Here is a 19,897-nt window from a genome sequence, read left to right as displayed (position 1 = left end):
CTTCATCACCTCAAGAATGTGTCGAACCTCGTGTAGGGCGTAATCTCACCGGCGTAGTTCGTCAGCATCATCTTCCTTACCTCGCTTGGGTCTTTGGTGTGGCCGAGGACCCACATGAGCTTGACGTAGGCCGTCTCTGGCAACATGTCCTCGCAGGGTATCGCTCCAGCCTTGAGGAGCTTCCTGCCGTTGGAGTAGACGTTGAGGTTCACCCTGCCGTAGAGGCACTGACTCGTGACGCAAACTGCCACGCCCTCCTCAACCGCGCGCTGGACGTGGGGGATGAAGTCCTGCGGAACGTGGCCGAGGCCCGTTCCCTCTATCACAACACCCCTGTAGCCCTTATCAACGAGGAAGTCGAGGAGCTCACCGCTGATTCCGGGGTAGATTTTTAGGATTGCGACCTTCTCCTCCATCCTGGTGTCGGCTATGACTTCTCCCTCGCTTCTCTTTCTGTAATCGTCCCTGAGGAACTCTATCTCACCCTTGGGCCATATCCTTGCTATCGGGACGTCGTTTATACTCCTGAAAGCATCGCGCCTGCTGGTGTGCATCTTCCTGACCTTCGTTCCGCGGTGGGCTAAACAGTAGGTGTCGCTCGTCTCGCCGTGCATCACCACCATGACCTCGGCAACGTCGCTCGTCGCCATCTTAACGGCACAGGTGAGGTTCATAGCAGAATCACTGCTGGGCCTGTCGGAGCTCCTCTGCGCGCCAACAAGGACGACGGGCTTTGTCAGGTTCCTCAGCATGAAGCTCAGGGCCGATGCGGTGTAGGCCATTGTATCAGTTCCGTGCGCTATGACAACGCCGTCCTCACCGCCGTTGAGGGCCTTTGCAACCTCCTCCGCTATCTTCGCCCAGTAGGCCGGCTTCATGTCCTCGCTGAGGATGTTCATTATGAGCTCGGGCGTAACGTTGGCCATCTCGAATATCTCTGGAACGGCCTTCGCAAGCTCCTCGGCAGTAAAAGCCGGGTGAACCGCTCCGGTCTTGTAGTCAATCCTGCTCGCTATCGTTCCACCGGTTCCGAGAATCCTGACGTTCGGGAGGCCCTCCTTCCGCGGAAGAACTTCCTTGAACTCCATCTTCGGCTTCTCGACGGCCTTCTCAATGATTTCAATGCTTTCAATCGCATCGATGAGAACGCCGACGTTGTAGCCGTTGTCGAGCTTTATCGTCAGCGTTTCGCCCGGCGAAAGCTCGTACGGTGGCATCACGAGGCCCTCAAAGGTAATTCTCTCGTCCCCTTCCCTTTTGACGACCCTCACGAGGTCGCCTACCTCAAGTCCATGTCTCTTCATGAACTCCTCAACCTTCCTCATAAGCATCGCCTCGTTCACTTCAACCGATGAGAATAGGGGCTCGGCTTATAAGGGCTTTTGCCTAAATACCTGCGGGTTGGGGAAATGTCTGAAGTGGAGAGGCTGTATTTTGTCCCACAGTATCCTGCAAAGATGAGGTACCAGGAATGGTGGTACTGGTACTTGCCCAAAGGATTTCAAAAATATTTTGATGAGGTTATCGTTATAGCTCCTGATGCAGTGAGAATTAAAGAAGCTCCCCAAGAACTGTTTAGCCCGATTGATGAAACCATTGAATTTGAAGCAGAGCAGTTGAAGAAGTTCACAAAACAGGATATACGGGATACGGACTATGTGTTTTTTGCTGATATAAGTTTTGCAGGTTTGGTGCCCCAGGTCATATACCTCAAAAGAAAAGGGAAGAAGTTTGGATTCTGCCACGCAACAAGCTTGAACAGATACGACTACTTCGCACCAGTACGGAAGGGCAAGTTTATGCAAGAAGTGGGGATAATGAAAATGTTAGATGGAGTGTTTGTTAGTTCTCATTATCACAAGACAAAATTAATATCATCTAGAAGATATGGAGTACAATATCTCGCAAACAAAATAAGGGTGGTTGGTTTGCCAAAACCTCCGTTCAAGACATACCGTGAAAAGAAGGAGTATGACGTGCTATACGCGGGAAGACTCACGAAGCAGAAGTTTAACAAGACGCTCTGGAATACTGTTTTAACTTTGGGATTAAAGGCAAGATTGACATTTTTCAAAAGCTGGGAAGAGTATTATAGGGGGCTCAGCAAAGCAAAAGTTGTATTGATGATGAGCAGAGAGGAAACTTATGGATATCAAGTAGTCGAGGCGATAATGAATAATTCAGTTGTATTAGCTCCGGATTGTTGTAGCTTCCCTGAATTGCTACCTAAAGAGTATTTGTACAAAAATAAAGAGGATTTTGTCGAAAAGTTAAAATATTACGTTAAACATTACGACAAAGTTCCAAGAATAAACCCGGAGCACGAAAAGCTGATGAAGAATTGGTTTAAGAATGTATACAAAATAATGACCAGCCAATAGCTACTTAATCGAGATTTTAAACCTCGGCTCCTCAATCCACTCGCTCTTACAGCGCGGACAGCGGGAGGGAATGTTGATTTCGGGCCTGAAAACGAAACCGCACTTCCTGCACTCGGCGGGTTTGACGAGCAGAACCTTCCTCTCACGCCTTAGGATTTTCTGAATTGCCTTAAGGTCCTCCAGAATGAGCTTTTTGCTTCCCCTGCCCCGGATTCCGAGAACCTGGGCTAACTCGCTCACGGAATAGTCCCGCCCCTCCAAAAGGCTTATTATCCGTTCCTTTCGAGTGGCCATCGGAGGAACTTGGGCGGAGAAATAAAAAGCTTTAGGGTGAGACGATGATAGTCGAGAAGGCCGAAAGGGTTCTTGAGGAGCACAAACTCTGCGACCACTGCCTCGGCAGGCTCTTTGCAAAGCTCGGTAAGGGGACGAACGAGGAGCGTGGAAGGGCGATAAGGTTCGTCCTCAACATGGAGCGCTCAGCGAAGGGCTTAGAACCGATAGCTGAGCCCGAGAAGTGTGAGCTCTGCCACAACGTCTTCGAGAGAATTCCCGACCTCGTGGAGGTCCTGAAGAAAGCCAGCGAAGGGATTGAGTTCGAGACGTTTCTCGTCGGTTCCCGCTTCCCTGCGGAAATCAGAGAGAAGGAAAAGGCCCTTTGGGGGGAGTTCGAGATTGACACAGTCGAGCCGATAAACCGTGAGTTCAACCGCGAGCTCGGCAAGGCCTTCGGGAGGGCAACGGGAAAGGAAACCTCGAAGAACCCCGATGTCGTTTTCATAGTCGAGCCGTTCTCTGGTAAGGTTGAGCTTCAAATCAACCCGGTTTACGTTTACGGGCGTTATAGAAAGCTCGTGCGCGGGATTCCCCAGACGCCCCTGCCTGATTTCGAAGACAGTGTTGCCTCGATAATCTGCCGAGTGTTTTCAAAGGCCTTTGGGGGCAAATGCGTCTTCAAAGGCGCGGGGAGAGAGGACGTTGATGTTAGAACCCTCGGCAACGGAAGGCCCTTCATCGTCGAGATAAAGAGCCCAAAGAGAAGGAAAGTCGATCTGGAGAAAATAGCGGAAGAGATAAACGAGAGCGGAAAGGTGGAGGTTCTCAATCTTCGCTTCGTCTCGGCTAAGGAAGCAGAGGAAGTCCTAACTAAGAACCACAGGAAAGAATACCTCGCGCTCGTCCTTGTCGAGGAGGGCGTAACGCCGGAGGAAGCCGAGGAAGTTGCGAGGAAACTTAGGGGCCTTGAGATACATCAGAGAACACCCTGGCGCGTCAGGAAGGCGAGGGCCGACAAGGTGAGGGTGAAAAAGGTTCACGAGGCCGAGGCAAGGTGGGTTGACGAGAACCACTTCGAGCTTCGTCTCGTCACCGATGGCGGGCTCTACATCAAGGAGCTGGTTTCGGGCGACAAGGGGAGAACTAAGCCGAGCGTTAGCGATTTGCTTGGGAAGAAGGCTTGGTGCGAGAGGCTCGACGTGCTGAACATCCTGGACGAGTAGAAACGTTTCCCTCGGAAATCTTTTTATATTTCCTCTGCAAAGTTGGATTTGGTGGCAGAGATGTCATGGAGGCTTCTCCCAGCGGTGTTTGTTGCATTGCTCACGATTGGCCTCGTCAGCAGTTCTACTGTCATACTTGCACCGCCAGAAGGTATGGCAACGTATCCAGAGGTGATAGCAGGTGTAGGGAACGATGGGGCCGGAGGCTTTATCGTCGTTGTCCCGTTCAACATGACCCCCAATGGAACGCCAGTGGTTCCGGGGGCCTGGGTAGGGGACTTCTACCCCAACGGCTCGCTTAAGTGGGGCGAGAACGTAAAAGGTGCCCCATTGCATCCCTCACCGAGAATTATCAAGGCAACCGCCAACGGCTCAATCCTTCTCATAGGACAGAGCGACGAGGGAAACCACACGGACGTCTGGGTGATTAAACTCGGGGAAGATGGAAGGCTCCTGTGGTCCAAGGATTACCTGCTCAACGTGAGTCCAGGCTGGATAATGACTGTTGACGACATTGTCCAAGCGGGAAACCAGATACTCATCGCGACCCACGTTGACAGTTTCAGGGGAGAAAAACAGGTTACGGTTCCAGTCGTCCTGGCACTCGACGGAAACGGGAAACCCCTCTGGGCCGGAGAGTACAGGATACCTCATGGCCCCGGGGAACTTTACAGCACGGCGATTGGAAAGGTTAGAGACGGATACTACCTGATACTGCACGATGAGAGGAACTGGTACTACCTAAGGCTCGATAAAGAGGGCAATCCCATCGGGGCGTGGAGGGTCACGAGTTCTCTCAATGGGTTCTTCATAAAATCGGCGCTCTCGCTGGGGGATACAGTCTACTTTCTCGGAGGTTCCTCGAACGGGACGGTTCTTGGGGCAATCGTCGGGAACTCCACCATATGGGCCAAGCTGTACACCATGATTCCTGAGAAAACCTGCACTGAAAAAAGTGAAAACACCACTATCCTGAGCACGAGTGCATTTTCAACAGAACCGGCACCGGCGCTGACCGTTTCAGAGAACTACCTCCTTTTCCAGCCGACTGTGGTCAAGGCGTTCAAGCTGACCTGTGACGGGGGACTTAACACCACCTACGCGGTCATCAAGACCGACACGATGGGAATAGTAGAGAGTAGCTTTGTAGCAGTTACAGAAGGGAAAGACGTGAAAGAGATTGTACCCCTTGGAGACTTTGGCGAACCAGAGGGGGTGAGCGCAAGCGGGAATTCCTTTATAGCCCTCTGGAGGAGAACAACGGCCTCTGGGGCAACACTGCACTTCCAGGGCTTTGCAATACTGTCCAACCTGCAATCAAAACCAGAGGGCTCCGTCATTGGAACGTACGGCTTCAGGGTCAACGTAATGCCAGTGAACGTTGAACTAACTCTTGGACCGAGGGCTACGTGGGAAGAACTCGGCGTGAAGGCAGTGGATGAACTGGTAACCGTCGAGAAGACAAAAGAAGTCCCGGTCAGAGTAGTCACCACAGAGGGCTCACCCAAGAGAAGCATCTGCGGGCCAGGGATTATTCTCCTCCTTACGCTCCTCGTTGCACTGAGGAGGCGTAAGTGACTTTTCCTTTTTCCACCTTTCGAGTGAAAGATTTATAAAGGGGCCCTTGTAGGTTTTAGTGATTCCCAGGGGGTTAGTCCTAAGTCTAAACGGAGCGAAAAGCGTTCCCCCTTGAAAAATCCCGTGTCGTAAATCCGAGTTTGGCCGTTGGGGCCCGTAAAAGTTGAGAGGTGGTGAAAATGGTTCAGAAGGCGCACAGCTTTAGGAGGAAGACCAGAGGGAAGCTCAGCAAGAAGCCGAGAAAGAGGGGCCTTCCCCCGCTCACCAGGTTCCTTCAGGAGTTTGAGGTCGGGCAGAAGGTTCACATAGTCATCGAGCCGAGCTACCACAAGGGTATGCCCGACCCGAGGTTCCACGGAAGGACCGGAACCGTCGTCGGCAAGCGTGGCGACGCCTACATCGTCCAGATAAGGGACGGGGGCAAGGTTAAGACCTTCTTCATACACCCGGTTCACCTCAGACCACAGAAGGGATGAGCATGATAGGCCGTAAAAAGCTCGGGGAGCACTACCTAACGATAGCTGAGACCAAGGAGCTCCTCGAGCGCAGGAAAGAAGAGGGCATGGAGGAAAACCCCGAGGAGCCGATGTTCTACGAGGCAAGGGTTAGCCTTGAGCATGCCGAGAAGTTCGCCAAGCTCAGCCCCGAGAAAGCGAGGGAGCTCAAGGAGAAGCTCATGGAGCTCTTTGACTGGATTGATGAGAGGATTGCCTCGAAGATAACTGACATCCTCCCCGAGGACTACCTTGATATCAGGGTCATCTTCGCGAAGGAGGACTACATGCCCTCACCGGAGGAGGCCGAGAAGATAGTCAAGCTCGTTGACGAATACCGGCCCCTCGATTGATTTTCTCCTTTTCTTAACGCGGAGGAAAGTATAAAAACTTCGGGCCAAAATAAGTTCTGGGGGAGAGAGGATGGACAGGTACAGGAGACATTCTTACCGTGAAAGCCTCGAGAAGAAGAGGCGAAACCTTGAATATGAGGAGTACGCTTACGTGCTCGACTACCTTCCCGAGGGTTACCTCGATATCTCAACCGGCAGGCGAAGCGGGAAGCCAGTTGCTCAGGTGCTCGGTGAGAAGGCCTTCACCCTGCTTGAGGTTACTCCCAAGGAGGACCTCATGCTCTACGAGAGGGTTTTCATCGGCAAGGGGAACCGCGATAAAATCCTCCTCATCAACAAAAAGATAACCTACAACGACCTGACCGACACGGCCAAGGCCGAGCTTCCCTACGTCGTCGAGGAAATCGTCAAGAACAATGAAGAACGCTTCGTCCAGTTCTTCAACGTTGCCCCTCCGATAACCAATAGGCTCCACAGCCTTGAGCTCCTACCGGGCATAGGAAAGAAGCACATGTGGGAAATCATCGAAGAGAGGCAGAGGGAACCCTTCAAGAGCTTCGAGGACCTGAGGAAGCGTGTTAAGGGCCTCCCGGACCCGGTCAAGATGATAGCCAAAAGAATCGTTGATGAGCTCCAGGACAAGGACCGCTACAAGCTCTTTGTCGGCCACAGGAGGATTTTCAGGGGATGAGGGACGAGCTCTTCTCCCTTATTTACAAGTACAACCTCAGACCCAACCGCGACCTCGGTCAGAACTTTCTAATAGTGCCCGATATCATTGAGAGAAACGTTGAGAGGGCCGAGCTGAGCGAACGCGATGTCGTTCTCGAAATAGGGCCTGGTCTGGGCGTTCTCACGAAGGAGCTCGCCAGGAGGGCGGGAAAGGTCTACGCCATCGAGAAGGACAGGCGGATAATAGAGATTCTGAGGAGTGAATACTCTTGGCCCAACGTTGAGCTCATCGAGGGGGACGCAGTTAAGGTCGAGTGGCCTGAATTCAACAAGATGGTCTCCAATCTGCCATATCAGATTTCCTCGCCGGTGACATTCAAGCTCCTAAAGCATGAGTTCGACCGGGCGGTTTTGATTTATCAGCTTGAGTTCGCCGAGAGGATGGTGGCGAAACCTGGGGATAAGAACTACTCGCGCCTCTCGCTGATGGTTCAGGCGAAGGCCAACGTTGAGCTCGTCGAGAGGATTGGCAAAGGCGCCTTCTGGCCGAGACCGAAGGTTGATTCGGCCGTCGTCGTAATCGAGCCAAGACTGAGGGACGAGCGGATAGAGCTCGACGAGAACCTCGTCAAAGCCCTTTTCCAGCACAGGAGAAGCACGGTCGCTTCGGCCCTCAAGAAGTCGGCCCACATGCTCGGGATTGATAAGAGAAAGCTCAAGGAAATACGGAACCTGCTGAACTCCGTCCCACATTCCGATAAAAGAGTCTTTCAGCTTAATCCTGCCGAAGTTAAGGAGATTGAAGAGCGCCTGAGGACAGAGGGGGTTATAGGGGCTCCTCGCCAGTGAGCTCGCGGTAGAGCTCCCTCAGAAGTTCCCAGTTCGTGTTTTCAATGGCTCTTACACTGTTGATGACGTGCTTGACCTCTTCATTCCCGCTAAGAGAGTGTTCAAGCCTCGTGAGAATTCTCTCTGAAAGGTCTTCAAGCTGAATCAGGTATTCTATGATTTCGCCGACGTTGCCAGAGTAAACAAGCTTCCAGAGCCTATCCTTTAGAATCCTCGGACCTGGAGCATCAATCTTAGGTGGTTCCGGGGACTCCTCAGGAAAGAGCTCACGGAAGAGCTTAACGTACTCCTCAGCCCGCCTGAGGGAGTTTTCGTAGAGGCGCTTAAAGAGTCTCGGAACCCTCTGGTCCCACGTTACTTCACCGCTCATCTCATAAAGCTCGTAGTAGAGCTCGGCCCTCTTGAGCTCCTGAGCAATGAGGTGGGACAAAACCTCCTTCGGGCCAAGCCTGGCCAATTCCCTTAGAACTTCGTCAGCCCAGTCGGGAACTGCTCCCCCTTCCATTGAATATCCCCATACTTGTAGGCCGATTGGTTTTTAAAACCCATCGCGTACGGCCGGACATGCGGATAGTGCTGATAGACGGCTACACCGATGAGCCGGCGGGTCTTGGCGTTCCACCATACCTTGGAATCTACCCCAGATACGCCTACGGAGCGATAAAGAAGGCCCGAAAGGACGCTCAGGTGTTTTACCTGACGATTGATGACCTGCGAGCAACCTTCCTCGGCGAGCGAGGTATAGAGACGAGGAACAAGACTCCCAACTTTCCAAAGACCAAGGAGATTCTGGAGAAGGCCGATTTGGTGGTCTACATCGGTGGTCTGCACACCCCCGGGAAATACCTCTCCGCCGTTCCTGGAAGTGTTGAGGAAGTGGCGCGCTTCATAAGGGACGTAAAGGCGACCAAAATCCTCGGAGGACCGGCATTCATGGGTTCGGCCTCGATGGGAGGCGTTAAAATCACGAGCCGGGAGCTTCAACTTGCTGAGGGCGTTTTTGACCACATCGTCTACGGCGACCTTGAGGCTTTTCTCTTTGACTACCTAACCAACCCGAAGGATGCCGACCCCCTCAGGTTCAGGGATTATAACGAATTACGCGATTATGCGATTATTGGGGCAGAGGTCGTGAAGCAGTTTCCCGATTACCCCGACTTTGTCATCGTGGAGATTGAAACCCAGCGTGGCTGTCCGAAGGCGATGGGCATAGGGGGCTGTTCCTTCTGCACCGAGCCAGTTCGCTATAAAACCGTTGAGGATAGGCCAATCGAGGACGTTGTCGCCGAAGTGGAAGCCCTTTACAACCTCGGCGTAAGGCACTTTAGGGTTGGAAGGCAGAGCTGTATATTCTCTTACATGGCGAGGCCGAACGGACGCGTTCCGGTTCCCAATCCCGATGCAATAGAGAGGCTCTTCGCCGGAATCCGCGCGGTCGCCCCGGACGTTAAAACGCTCCACGTGGACAACGCGAATCCAGCAGTCATAGCCAACTACCCGGAGGAGAGCGTTAGGATTGCGAAGGCACTCATAAAGTACGGGACGCCGGGCAACGTCGTGGCTTTTGGCCTTGAGAGTGCCGACCCAAGGGTTGCCAAGCTGAACAACCTGAACGCAACGGCGGAGGAGACATACGAAGCCGTGAAGATTCTCAACGAAGTTGGAGCTAAAAGGGGCTACAACGGAATGCCCTGGCTCCTGCCGGGGATAAACATCATCTTCGGCCTGCCGGGCGAGACGAAGAAGAGCTACGAGATAACCTTCCAGTTCCTCAAGAGGCTCCTCGACGATGGCCTCATGGTGAGGAGGATAAACATAAGGCAGGTCGTCGTCTTCCCGGGAACGCCCCTGTGGCATATGCGGAACAAGGTCAGGACTGAAAAGCACAAACGGCTAATTCAGCACTACCGGCACAAGATAAGGCACGAGATTGACCTGCCGATGCTCAAGAGGATTGTTCCCGTTGGAACGGTGCTAAGGGACGTTCGGGCGGAAGTCTTTGACAACGGCCTGACCTACGGGAGGCAGATAGGGAGCTATCCACTTATAGTTGGGATTCCAAAGGAGGTTCCATTAAATCGCTTTTACGACGTCCTCATAGTGGACCACGGCTTCAGGAGCATAACAGGAATTCCTGTCCCGGTAAACGTTAACCGTGAGAGTCCGAAAGTCCTACAGCTTATTCCTGGAATCGGAAAGAAGACCGCAACCAGAATTCTCGCGAAGAGGCCCTTTAGGGATGAGGATGAGTTCTTCAGGATTATCGGGGAAGATAAAAGGGAAATCCTTGAGGGAAAAATCAGCCTGTAGCCGAGACTATCTGGGGATTTTTGCCCTCGGGCCACTGGAACCCTATGATGTTTTCGATTAGGACTATCTCCGCACGGAGGGTTTCGTCGGTCTTGCCCTCAATCACGAGAAGTCCCTTGCGGGGAGCATAGACGCAGTTGCATTTCGCGCCTTCAGCGGGTCCGATTAGAAGAACCGTTAGGACCTTTTCGTTTCCAAGCGCACCCCTGCCGATTTCAAACTTCGTCCAGAAGCTGAGGTAGGCAACATCGTGCCTCAGCTGGGTCTGCTCGTACGCGTACTCCTTTGCACTGTTATTGTCATAGCCTTTCTCTCTGGCCTTGAGGTAGTAGTTCATTGAAAATATGCTCGAGACCAACGCTGAAATCTCAGTAACCGCCGCGGTTCTGAACTGACAGCTTCCGGGGTACAGCTCGGGATTGGTCTTACACTCCTTGACGCTGGGATTACCAAGCACTATGACAAACCGGTCGTAGAAGCTCCTCAGGGTAAGGTTCAGGTCGACTTCTGGGCTACCCGTTATGTAGCTCTTAAGGGTTATATTGAAGGTCTTCGAGCCCGGTGGAAGAGAGCCGTGGAGGTTCTGATACTGCTGGGGGGTAAACACGTAGAACTGACCTCCGGAGTACAGCACCACGTAGTTGGACTCACCCTTTGGTTTCCCGGGGTTGAGAACTTTGGAAAACTGCGAGTAGCCATAGGCAAGGTATGACAATGGTGCCAGAACAACGAGCAGGGCGATGATTAAAGCAATCGCCTTTTTGCTCATTCAGAAGACCTCCCAGAGGGAATAAGAAGCGAAGATAAAAGAGGGGAAGGAGTTCACTCCTTCGCGAGCTCGGCGATGTACTTCATGAGCTTCTCAGCGGCGACCCTGGTCTCGTTCCTGGTGGCACCGGCGACGATGACGACGTCGTAGCCACCAAGGGCCTTCTGGAGGTACTCAACGTCACCGGGGCTGTTGTACCAGTCAACCTTGCTGATGTTGTGCTCGACGAGGTACTTGGTGACGCTGTTGGCAACCGGGCCACCAACGAGGATGAGGTTGCTTCCGGGGTCGCTAACGTTAATCTCGTAGTCCATGTAGACAATCGGCTCGGTGACGGGCTTGATGACGATGTTGTCGGCGTAGATGCCCTCGACGGTGTAGTCGGTGTCAGGTATGGTGTCGCCAACCTTGAGCTCCTTCTCGATGACCTGGCCCTCCTTCTCCTTGAGGCAGATGTAGGCGTAGGCGACTATGTAGTGCTCTCCCTCAGGAGCGTAGACGAAGTCGTCGATGGCCGGGTTGTAGTACTTGTCGTAGGCCTTCTCGACGTACTTGTAGGCAAGGTCGTAGACGCCGAAGACGTCAATCGGGTTGCCCTCGAGGGTCTTGTCGTTGACAAGGGTTATGTTGGTGATGTACCAGACGCCGTCCTTGAGGGCGGTGCTGATGGTAGCGTTCCAGCCGTCGGCCGGGTGGAAGACCGGACCAAGGGTCTCGATGTCGTACTCAGCGGAGATGCTCGCGATGATGTGGTTGTCGATACCGACGAAGGTGTCCTCGAGGGTGAGCACGAGGTCAGCCTTGTAGCCGGCGTCAGCGAGGCTGTCGTAGGCGTAGACCTGGCCGTTCTCCTCGACGAAGTACTTCGGAGCGTCCTTGTCGAGGATGACCTGGCCGGTCTGGGCGCCGGTGGCGGCATCCTTGACTATGACAAGGGCCCTGGTCTCCTGGAGGTTGATGTCAAGGACGGTGACGACCCAGTTGGTTCCCGGAATGGTCTTGCTCTGGCCAATCTCGTACCACATCGGGTTGTCGGAGGGTATCATACCGGCGGTGAAGGTGCCGTTGCCGACCTCGAGGACGTGGTACTCCTTACCGAAGACGGTGAAGTCCATACCGGCGCTGACGCCCGGGAAGACCTCCTGGACGATGGTACCGCCGTTGGCGGCAACCTCCTCAGCGTCGCCGATGTAGTAGTTGGTGGTAGTGGTGGTGACCTCCTTGACACCCCACTCGGGCTCGCCCTCGTAGGTGGTCTCGGTGGTGGTAACGCTGTAGTTGTAGAGGACGTAGTCAACGAGGATGTTGAGCTTGCCCGGCTCGACAACGAGGTCGGCCTTCTTCGGCGGAGCGGTCATGTTCCACTCAGCGGGGTCAATGCTCTTGAGCTCGGGGTTGGCGATGGTGACGTGCCAGTCAACGCTGTAGTCACCAGCCTTGTCCTTGCCGGTGAGGGTGACCGGAACGTTGAAGTTGCTCTCCCACTCGGTGTAGTTGGCGGTGAAAGCGGCACCGTTGTACCAGTAGTCACCCGGAAGCTGGTCGTAGCTGGTAGCCCACTCGGTTATGTTGGTAACACCGTGGTCCTCGGTTATGGTGGTGTAGTTGTAAGCGTAAATGGTCCACATGGCCTCGGTGGCCGGCGGGATGACCTCCTTAATCTTAACGTAAGCGTTCTGAGCCTCAACCTGCTTGGTGGTGTAGAGCAGGCTTCCAAGGGCGACAGCTATGTCAGCGGCGCTCGCAACGTCCATAGCAGCAGCGTTGCTTCCAACCACGATTTTAACGTTCGGGGTACCGTCAGAGTTGACGAAGAAGCTCTTCGGTATCTTCTGAACATCGGTAGTGGCGCTGGCGAAGCCGATGGTGGCGCCAATCATTGCGGCACCAACAGCAAGTGCCGCGATCTTCTTCACCTTCATTTCACAACACCTCCTTAAGTTGTTGGGCTAAAGCCCCATCTAAGTGTTGTCACTGTCATTTGGAGCCCAAAGGGTATATATACTTTTCGCTTTCAGACCCTTTCACTGGCCAAAAAAAGCTCGCCGATTGCCGTAAATGATAAAAGAAAGCTTAACTAAATGCCTATGGCAAATTCGCCTTTTGCCGATAATATCATTGGTTCGACATCAGAGCCTTCTTGACCGGCCTGCCCGTGAGCTCGTTGACGAAACCACCAAGGTCAGTGAGTGTGTTCTGAAGCTCCCCTGCGGTAACGTCTATAATCTCAGGCTCAAGTATTGAGATGGCGATGGGAGCGTACTTGCCGACCAGCTGGAACAGGGTCTCAAAGTTTGACAGGAGTTCAACCGCAAGGAGTCCCTTGAACTCCCCGTCTTCCTCCGAGCCCTCAAGTGCCATGACGTTTATCAAACATCCCTCCAGCGACAGGGCCTTTTTCATGGTTTCCTCAACGGAAACTCTGTCTTTGCCGGAAACCTCTATCACAAGGCGATATCTTATGTGCCTGTCATCCAGGATGAGGGATTCAATTTCCTCCCTCGAGTAGCCCACCCTTGGTTCCGGAACCTCGCTAAGGTCCGGATAAGCTGCGAGACTACCGAATTTGTTCATCAGCTTGCCCATTATAAGGGAAACGTCCCCAAGAATCTTCATGAGGTCCTTTGAGTCCAGCTCAAGCCTACCTGGGGCGAGCACCTCCACCAACGCGGGGCCGTACTTGAGAACTGCGTTCACCATATTCTCAAAATTCCCTCGGACCCTTGCCTCTATGACGGTTGAGTATTTCAAAACTCCCTCATCCTCGATTATCTCGGCAGGGTTAACGTCAAGAACTTCAACGAGTTTTTCGTTTTTCAGCTCTTTCACAATATTCTCTACAGCGCTTTCCAAAGCTTTCTTGTCGTTGGAAAGGCCTTCGATGTAGAAAATCGCCTCAATCTTATCCATTTTCACCACCACATCCCCGGATAGCGCCTTTTCTTATAGGTGCCAACTATCGGGATTCTCTCACCGCAGTACTTACACCTTCCGTCCTCGGTGATATTGTACTCGGTAATCTCAAAGCCATAGCGGACTATTAAAGGCTTTCCACACTTGGGGCAGTAGGTGTGCTCACCCGGATGACCCGGCACGTTGCCGATGTAGACGAACTTTAAACCCTCTTCTTTAGCTACGCGGTAGGCCATCTCTATCGTCTCGAGCGGTGTCGGCGGAAGGTGGAGGAGCTTGTAGTGTGGGAAGAAGCGCGAGAAGTGCACCGGCGTGTCGTCGCCGAGTTCGTTGACAACCCAGCGGGCGAATGCCCGTATCTCTTCCTCCCTATCGTTGAGCGTCGGGATTATGAGGTAGGTCAGCTCGACGTGGATTCCAAACTCTTTCTTCGCTATAACTGTCGTCCTCCTGCTCGGCTCACCGCTCGGAACTCCGGCTATCTTCATGTAGAACTCGTCGCTGAAGGCTTTGATGTCGATGTTCATCGCATCTATGTAGGGCGCGAGCTCTCTAAACGGCTCCTCGTTGATGTAGCCGTTGGTGATGAGGAGGTTGTAAATTCCTTCCTTCTTCGCAAGTTTAGCAGTGTCGAGGACGAACTCGTACCAGATTACGGGCTCGTTGTAGGTGTAGGCTATGCTCTCACAGCCGTAGCGCTTCGCTATTGCAACGACCATCTCGGGCGTCATGTCGTGGAGATAGGGGAAACTCTCATCGGCCTGGCTTATCTCCCAGTTCTGACAGTGCTTGCAGTGCATGTTACAGCCGACAGAGCTTATCGAGAGTGCGCACGAGCCGGGCCAGAAGTGGAAGAGCGGTTTCTTCTCAACAGGGTCGGCTCCGATTGCCGAAACCTTGCCGTAGTTGAGCGTGTAGAGTTTTCCGCCGATGTTCTTCCTAATCTTACAGGAACCCCGCTTGCCCTCGTTTATGATGCAGTTGAGGGGACAGAGCTTACAGCGAACCTTACCTTCCTCCAAGGGCTCCCAGTAAAGGGCCTCCTTCATGGCTCTCACCCAGAAGAAGTCCGTTCACCCACGTTTAAGCTTTTGGTATCCCTCGTAGAACTCCCGGAGCGTTAAAAATCTCGCATCGTTATCGAGGTGGAACTCAATCAACTTCCTGAGCTTTTCAAGGGCACCTTCTCCGGTCCCGAACCAGCAGTCGGGCCTCAAGCGCTTGGGCATCCTCACGAACTCCCAGGGATGGAAGATATACACGATTGGACTCTCAAACTTCCGGTGAAACCTCTCCTGTATCCCCCACGGGAGGCGAGTAACTATAGAGGTCGTCGTGGCGGGAACTTCGAGAACGCCGTTGATTTCGGTAACTCCTTTGCGCCAGCCCTTGTGGCGAGCCTTGGTCGAGTCAACCCTAAAGCCGAGCTCGGCCAGGATGCGGTAGTAGCTATCTGGAAACTGGAAGTTGGGGGCGCGGAAAGAAACTGGCTCGGAAAAGCGGGAGAGAATCTCTTTAGCCTCTTCAAGCCTGCGCTTCGCCTCCTCAAAGGAAAGCCTGTCGAAGCGTTCGTGTTCAAGACCGTGACAGCCGAGTTCATGCTTTTTTCCAGCGCGCCCCGCCAGCTCCGGGAATTCCTCCGCGATTCTGCCGGTGAATAGGAACGTTCCCCGAATTTCAAACTCCTCAAGGAGGTCCATGACGCGAGGAAGACCCTCTTCCATGCCCATTCTGGTTTCCGCAAAGGGGGGACAGTCGTGTTCAACGTCGAAGGTCAGAATCACCACCTTAGCCATTCTCCGCCACCTCATCGAGAACCTCCCGGTAGAGCGCCACTATCCTCCTCACGACGACGTTCCAGTCGTAGACCCTCTCGACCCTCCTCTTCCCGAGACGGCCGAGGCGTCTCTCAACGCTCTGGTTGCCAAGAACGAGGTTTATTGCGTTGGCGAGCTCCCGGGCGTTCCCGGGCGGGACGAGCAGACCACAGCCGTCGATTATCTCGGGGATTCCGCCGACCCTCGTTCCGATGACGGGCGTCCCGCTGGCCATTGCCTCAAGCAGGACTATTCCAAAGGCCTCGCTCAGGCTCGGAAGGACGAAGACGTCGCTCGCGCGGTACAGTAAGGGGAGCTTCGAGTACTCGACCATGCCGAGAAACCTGACCCTGTCAGCAACCCCGAGGAGCTTTGCCCTCTCCCTTAGGAGGGGAAGCATGCTCCCCTGACCTGCTATCAGGAGGGTTCCATCCACGTGCCTCATTGCGTTGATGAGCGTGCTAACACCCTTTCTCGGTTCAAGTCTACCCACGTAGAGGATAACCCTCTCCCCAAGGCCCAGCTTCTCCTTGGCTTCCTCCTTTGAGAGGGGGACGTCAAAGAACTCGACGTTAACCCCGTTCTGGATTACCTCGACGGGAACCCGGGTGAAAAGTTTTATGAACTCCCTTGATGCCTTGCTTACGGCGATTACCCTGTGGGGGTTGCGGAGGTAGTACCTGAAATAGGGGAAGGTCATCCTGGCAAGGGCGCGTATTGCGGAGGAGTTCTCGTAGTTAATGCTGTGCGTCGTGATTAGGGTTGCTTTCCCCACCTTTCTCCCTGCGGAGACGGCTTTAAGCGCCAGGGGAGTGAAGGCGTGTTGCCCGTGAACGACCTCGTAATCCTTTATGTAAGGAATCATACTCGTCGCGTTGTGGGAGAATACGCTCATGTTTATGCCGACGCTCCCGAGGGTGTACCCGGGAACCTTGATTAAATCTATCCCCTCCCTCTTCAGCTCGGCCTCCTTGCCCGTCTCGCGGTCGTTCGTGATTATAGCGACCTCGTGTCCAAGTCCCCGCAGGTAGAGCGCGAGGTCGTGCATGTGAACCGCGACGCCACCGAGCTTTGGGTAGTACCAGTCGCTCACTAGCGCGATTTTAAGGCTCTCCATACTTCCCTTCCCCCGGATGTGAGGAGCACCATCAGTCCTGATAGGCTACCCAACACATAGGAGATAAACCTTTCGAGAACTACGACGGAGACCGCCAGTGTGGGGGGAAGGCCAACATAGGTGAGGGTTCCAACCAGGCCACCCTCAACGACACCAATACCGCCAGGAGTGAAAGCGGCGATGCCAAGTATGAGGTTAACCACCGACACGAAGACGAGAACCGGGACTGACACACTTAGGCCAAACGCCAGTGTGATTAGCTTGAGCCTCATGACATCAAGAATCCACACGAGGGAACTGGCCCCTATTCCCACCACGTTGGCATTGCTACATCTGCGGAGGGCGATTATTCTCTCCATGTCTTTCTCAGAGAGGTCAACCCGGAAAAGGCGCAGGGTTAGCTCAATAAACCTCTCCCACCGGAACCAGATTAACACAAGGCCCACCAGGAGGGGAATCAACACGAGGGCCTCTGACGTCGTGAAGTACAGGAATCCTATACCCACCATAACCATAACCGGTATCGACTCAAGGATTCTCTCGTAGACTATTGTAACCGCAGATACTCCCATGGGAACCCCCTGGAGCTTTGAGACCCACACCATCCTGAGAAGCTCGCCTCCGCCCCTGCTCATGGGAGTTATGTTGTTCATGAAGAGACCCGCCAGGTTTGCCTTGAAAAGTTCAAGGAGGGGAACGTCCACACCGGTCCCTTTGAGCACGTACTTCCAACGAATCGCGAACAGAAAAACACTGACGTAGTACGTCGCTATCGCGAGTAGAAAATAGCGCAGGCTCGCGCACTTGACCTGCTGGATTCCAGTCAGCACTTCCATTTTAATACTACTGAACATACGGAATTCCTTCTATGTCACCGGTTATAAACCTTGAGGTTTCCCATGTGCTCCCAGCCGAGCCGGGGAAGGGGCTTTCTCTTCCCGTCTGATACGAGGTAAACGCCCGGTCCCTTCACAACCCTTCCGATGACTGAAAACTCAAAATCTATGGCATCAACGAGGTTCGGCGGAACCGTGAAGACCAGCTCGAACTCCTCCCCGCTCGCAAGGGCAACCTCAACCGGGTCGAGGCCTAAAAGCTCTGCCACTTCATCAACGCCCTCTCCGATGGGAAGTCTCTCCGGGTAAACCTCGATTCCAACACCGCTCATCTCCGCGAGGAGGTAAAGCTCTTTCGCGAGGCCGTCGCTGACGTCTATGGCAGAGCTGGCCACCTTCGAGAGGGCCATTCCCTCCTCAACCCTCGCCCTTGGCTGGAGAAACTTCTCGTAGAGGGCATTCCTAACGGCGTCGCTCACATCAAGCCCCTTTCTCCAGACGAGATAACCTGCCAAACTCCTCCCAAGGTCGCCTGTAACGCAGACCAGCTCACCCGGCTTGGCCCCGGAGCGAGTGAGCAGTCTCTCAGCAAGTCCGAGCGCTATACCGTCCACGATGAGGTCGTCGGCCTCGTTGGTGTCGGCGCTCAGGACGGGAAGGCCGTAGAAGTCGAGGACCTCACCGATTCCCCTCGCAATCCCCTCAAGGTAGTCGGAACTAAGGTCCTGTGGAACCCCGAGCGAGAAGAGGAAGCCCACCGGTCTTGCTCCCATCGAAGCTATATCGCTCACGTTCATGGTTACGGCCTTGAAGCCGACCTGCTCTGGGGTCATTATATCCGGCACGTCGGTTTTCCTGACGAGCATGTCGTTGGTAGCGACGAGCCACCTCTCGCCGAGCTTCAAGGCACCGGCATCGTCCCCGAGGGGCAGGTCGCCCTGTCGTTTGAGGTGCCTGAGGAAGAGCTCGATGATTTCGGACTCCCTCACCGTTTCACCCCCAGGAAGTCAGTTATGCTCCTCTGCCTCGGTTTCTCAGTCTCCTCGGGAATTTCTACCTCAACGCTCTCAAGCTCCTCAACCCTCGCCTTCCTTATCTCCTCAGGCAGTCTGATTTCTCCGTACTTTCCGCCACCGCCGGGGATAACGATGAGCTTCCCGTTGCGGTATGCCCATATGGCTTTAGCTACCTCCTCGTGAACCCTTGAAAGCTCTCCAACAGGAACGTCAACGAGAACCCTAATCTCGCTCCCGAAGTCCCTCAAAAAGCGCTCCCATATCAGCCGAACGGATTTTGTCTCAACTCCTTTACCGATGACCATTGAGATAATCTCGGCGAGGGGAGCGAGGCGCAGGTAGGGCGGTCTGTCCTTCGGCCTCTCTTCCGTATCTGAAAGCTCAAGGATTCTGTCCCTTACGCCCTTCTTTATCCGCCCGCCACATTTCGGACACTTCCACCTGAAGGCCTTTGCCTCGCCGAGGGAGTAGTGAGCGTAACAGCGGGAGCAGGCTGTCAGGTGGTACTTTCCAAGCCTCGGGTCCAAACCCGCATTCAGGACGATTCTCCTCCCGCCACGCCTTAGAATCGCCTTCCGGATTTCCTCGAAGGTAACCTCCTCAACCTCGAAGCGGTTGAACTCCCGCCCAAGGCGGTGGGGCATCGGCGAATGCGCGTCGCTGTTGCTGAGGTAGGTTAATCTGTGGTGGGCCTTTATCATGTCCGCCATCTCGCTGTCGGCCGAGAGGCCCAGCTCGAGGAAGTGAATTTTGGCCCCTCCGTAGGCCTCCTTCAGGCTGTCGTACTCTTTGTAGAGGCTCGTCCAGGGGGTGAAGGCGTGGGCCGGACCGATTAGAACGCCGAGGTCGTTGGCCAAGTCGGCTATTTCACCTGCGGAAAGGCTCAGGTGGGGCCGGCCCTCGGTCTCGATGTCGTTTGAGTACTTCCCAAGGGTTTCTCTCATCTCACGAACCGTCTCAATGCTCGGGAAAATCAGGACGTGGTGAACCCTCCTGTTGTCCTCGACCTCTGTCGTGAGGAGGAAGCGAATCCCGTTGAGCTCGTAGGTCCCTTCATCGACTTTCCTGGAGTATCTGAGGAGCTCCGCTTCCCAGTGGGGGTTGAGTATATCCCCCGTCCCGACCAGGCCAAGGCCCTTGAAGCGTGCGTTTTGAGCCAGGTTCGGTATCGTCATCGACTTCGAGACGGCTTTGGAATAGCGGGAGTGAAGGTGAAGGTCTGCATCTACTAACATCTCACCACCGCCCAAAGTTTTCGGGGCCTCTAAAAAACCTTCTCCCAAACCCTTATAA

Annotated in this window: 20 protein-coding genes; 8 read left to right on the top strand and 12 right to left on the bottom strand. The window is 54.0% G+C overall.

Annotated elements, in window-relative coordinates; genetic code table 11:
- Positions 1–5: 5 nt before the first annotated feature.
- Complete coding sequence (gatD, locus tag E3E28_RS08145) at positions 6–1,325, bottom strand: Glu-tRNA(Gln) amidotransferase subunit GatD (RefSeq protein WP_167915345.1); 1,320 nt, start codon at positions 1,323–1,325, stop codon at positions 6–8.
- Between the two features lie 84 nt (positions 1,326–1,409).
- On the opposite strand from gatD, the gene E3E28_RS08140 reads away from it, so the two are divergent.
- On the top strand, positions 1,410–2,381 hold the full coding sequence (locus tag E3E28_RS08140; protein ID WP_167914684.1) for a glycosyltransferase family 4 protein: 972 nt from the start codon (positions 1,410–1,412) through the stop codon (positions 2,379–2,381).
- Here E3E28_RS08140 and E3E28_RS08135 read toward each other — a convergent pair whose 3' ends face one another.
- Entirely contained in the window at positions 2,382–2,675 is a 294-nt protein-coding gene (locus E3E28_RS08135) for a transcriptional regulator (protein ID WP_167914683.1), read from the bottom strand.
- Positions 2,676–2,719: 44 nt separating this feature from the next.
- On the opposite strand from E3E28_RS08135, the gene E3E28_RS08130 reads away from it, so the two are divergent.
- The 6 genes from E3E28_RS08130 to rsmA all read left to right on the top strand — a co-directional run bounded on the left by E3E28_RS08130 (position 2,720) and on the right by rsmA (position 7,826).
- Positions 2,720–3,880: a tRNA pseudouridine(54/55) synthase Pus10 gene (locus E3E28_RS08130; RefSeq protein ID WP_167914682.1), complete on the top strand. Its 1,161-nt coding sequence runs from the start codon at positions 2,720–2,722 to the stop codon at positions 3,878–3,880.
- 60 nt (positions 3,881–3,940) lie between these two features.
- Positions 3,941–5,458 carry a CGP-CTERM sorting domain-containing protein gene (locus tag E3E28_RS08125; protein ID WP_240921736.1) on the top strand — a complete coding sequence of 506 codons (1,518 nt, stop codon included), beginning with the start codon at positions 3,941–3,943 and terminating at the stop codon, positions 5,456–5,458.
- Between the two features lie 179 nt (positions 5,459–5,637).
- Positions 5,638–5,934: a 50S ribosomal protein L21e gene (locus E3E28_RS08120; RefSeq protein WP_167914680.1), complete on the top strand. Its 297-nt coding sequence runs from the start codon at positions 5,638–5,640 to the stop codon at positions 5,932–5,934.
- A gap of 2 nt (positions 5,935–5,936) precedes the next feature.
- Complete coding sequence (locus tag E3E28_RS08115; RefSeq protein WP_167915344.1) at positions 5,937–6,305, top strand: RNA polymerase Rpb4 family protein; 369 nt, start codon at positions 5,937–5,939, stop codon at positions 6,303–6,305.
- Positions 6,306–6,375: 70 nt separating this feature from the next.
- Complete coding sequence (locus E3E28_RS08110; protein ID WP_167914679.1) at positions 6,376–6,996, top strand: DUF655 domain-containing protein; 621 nt, start codon at positions 6,376–6,378, stop codon at positions 6,994–6,996.
- On the top strand, positions 6,993–7,826 hold the full coding sequence (gene rsmA, locus E3E28_RS08105) for a 16S rRNA (adenine(1518)-N(6)/adenine(1519)-N(6))-dimethyltransferase RsmA (RefSeq protein WP_167914678.1): 834 nt from the start codon (positions 6,993–6,995) through the stop codon (positions 7,824–7,826). The genes E3E28_RS08110 and rsmA overlap by 4 nt, the downstream gene beginning before the upstream one ends.
- Here the strand turns inward: rsmA and E3E28_RS08100 are convergent.
- The gene (locus E3E28_RS08100; protein WP_167914677.1) at positions 7,804–8,331 is read right to left on the bottom strand and encodes a rubrerythrin; all 528 of its coding nucleotides are present in this window, start codon (positions 8,329–8,331) and stop codon (positions 7,804–7,806) included. The genes rsmA and E3E28_RS08100 overlap by 23 nt on opposite strands.
- 59 nt (positions 8,332–8,390) lie before the next feature.
- On the opposite strand from E3E28_RS08100, the gene E3E28_RS08095 reads away from it, so the two are divergent.
- The gene (locus E3E28_RS08095) at positions 8,391–10,136 is read left to right on the top strand and encodes a radical SAM protein (protein WP_167914676.1); all 1,746 of its coding nucleotides are present in this window, start codon (positions 8,391–8,393) and stop codon (positions 10,134–10,136) included.
- Here E3E28_RS08095 and E3E28_RS08090 read toward each other — a convergent pair.
- The 9 genes from E3E28_RS08090 to E3E28_RS08050 form a co-directional block, all read right to left on the bottom strand.
- Positions 10,126–10,905, bottom strand: coding sequence for a hypothetical protein (locus tag E3E28_RS08090; protein WP_167914675.1), 780 nt, complete (start codon positions 10,903–10,905; stop codon positions 10,126–10,128). The two genes, E3E28_RS08095 and E3E28_RS08090, sit on opposite strands and share 11 nt — an antisense overlap.
- A gap of 53 nt (positions 10,906–10,958) precedes the next feature.
- The gene (locus E3E28_RS08085) at positions 10,959–12,827 is read right to left on the bottom strand and encodes an S-layer protein (RefSeq protein WP_167914674.1); all 1,869 of its coding nucleotides are present in this window, start codon (positions 12,825–12,827) and stop codon (positions 10,959–10,961) included.
- Between the two features lie 193 nt (positions 12,828–13,020).
- Entirely contained in the window at positions 13,021–13,815 is a 795-nt protein-coding gene (locus E3E28_RS08080) for a hypothetical protein (RefSeq protein ID WP_167915343.1), read from the bottom strand.
- A gap of 2 nt (positions 13,816–13,817) precedes the next feature.
- Positions 13,818–14,867 carry an AmmeMemoRadiSam system radical SAM enzyme gene (gene amrS / locus E3E28_RS08075; protein ID WP_167915342.1) on the bottom strand — a complete coding sequence of 350 codons (1,050 nt, stop codon included), beginning with the start codon at positions 14,865–14,867 and terminating at the stop codon, positions 13,818–13,820.
- Between the two features lie 24 nt (positions 14,868–14,891).
- Entirely contained in the window at positions 14,892–15,614 is a 723-nt protein-coding gene (locus E3E28_RS08070; protein WP_167914673.1) for a polysaccharide deacetylase family protein, read from the bottom strand.
- A complete protein-coding gene (locus tag E3E28_RS08065; RefSeq protein ID WP_167914672.1) occupies positions 15,607–16,752 on the bottom strand; it encodes a glycosyltransferase family 4 protein in 1,146 nt (381 codons plus the stop codon). Before E3E28_RS08065 ends, E3E28_RS08070 begins: the two co-directional genes overlap by 8 nt.
- Positions 16,728–17,606 (bottom strand): lysylphosphatidylglycerol synthase transmembrane domain-containing protein, encoded by an 879-nt coding sequence (locus E3E28_RS08060; RefSeq protein WP_167914671.1) that lies wholly within the window; start codon positions 17,604–17,606, stop codon positions 16,728–16,730. The genes E3E28_RS08065 and E3E28_RS08060 overlap by 25 nt, the downstream gene beginning before the upstream one ends.
- Before the next feature lie 17 nt (positions 17,607–17,623).
- Positions 17,624–18,577, bottom strand: coding sequence for a thiamine-phosphate kinase (locus E3E28_RS08055; RefSeq protein ID WP_167914670.1), 954 nt, complete (start codon positions 18,575–18,577; stop codon positions 17,624–17,626).
- Positions 18,574–19,839, bottom strand: coding sequence for a TIGR00375 family protein (locus tag E3E28_RS08050; protein WP_167914669.1), 1,266 nt, complete (start codon positions 19,837–19,839; stop codon positions 18,574–18,576). The genes E3E28_RS08055 and E3E28_RS08050 overlap by 4 nt, the downstream gene beginning before the upstream one ends.
- Positions 19,840–19,897: the final 58 nt, after the last annotated feature.

It is taken from the genome of Thermococcus sp. 21S9, from assembly GCF_012027635.1.
Classification (GTDB): Archaea; Methanobacteriota_B; Thermococci; order Thermococcales; family Thermococcaceae; genus Thermococcus.
The sequence above is the reverse complement of the archived record's forward strand: the minus strand, read 5'-3'. Positions and strand labels throughout refer to the sequence as shown.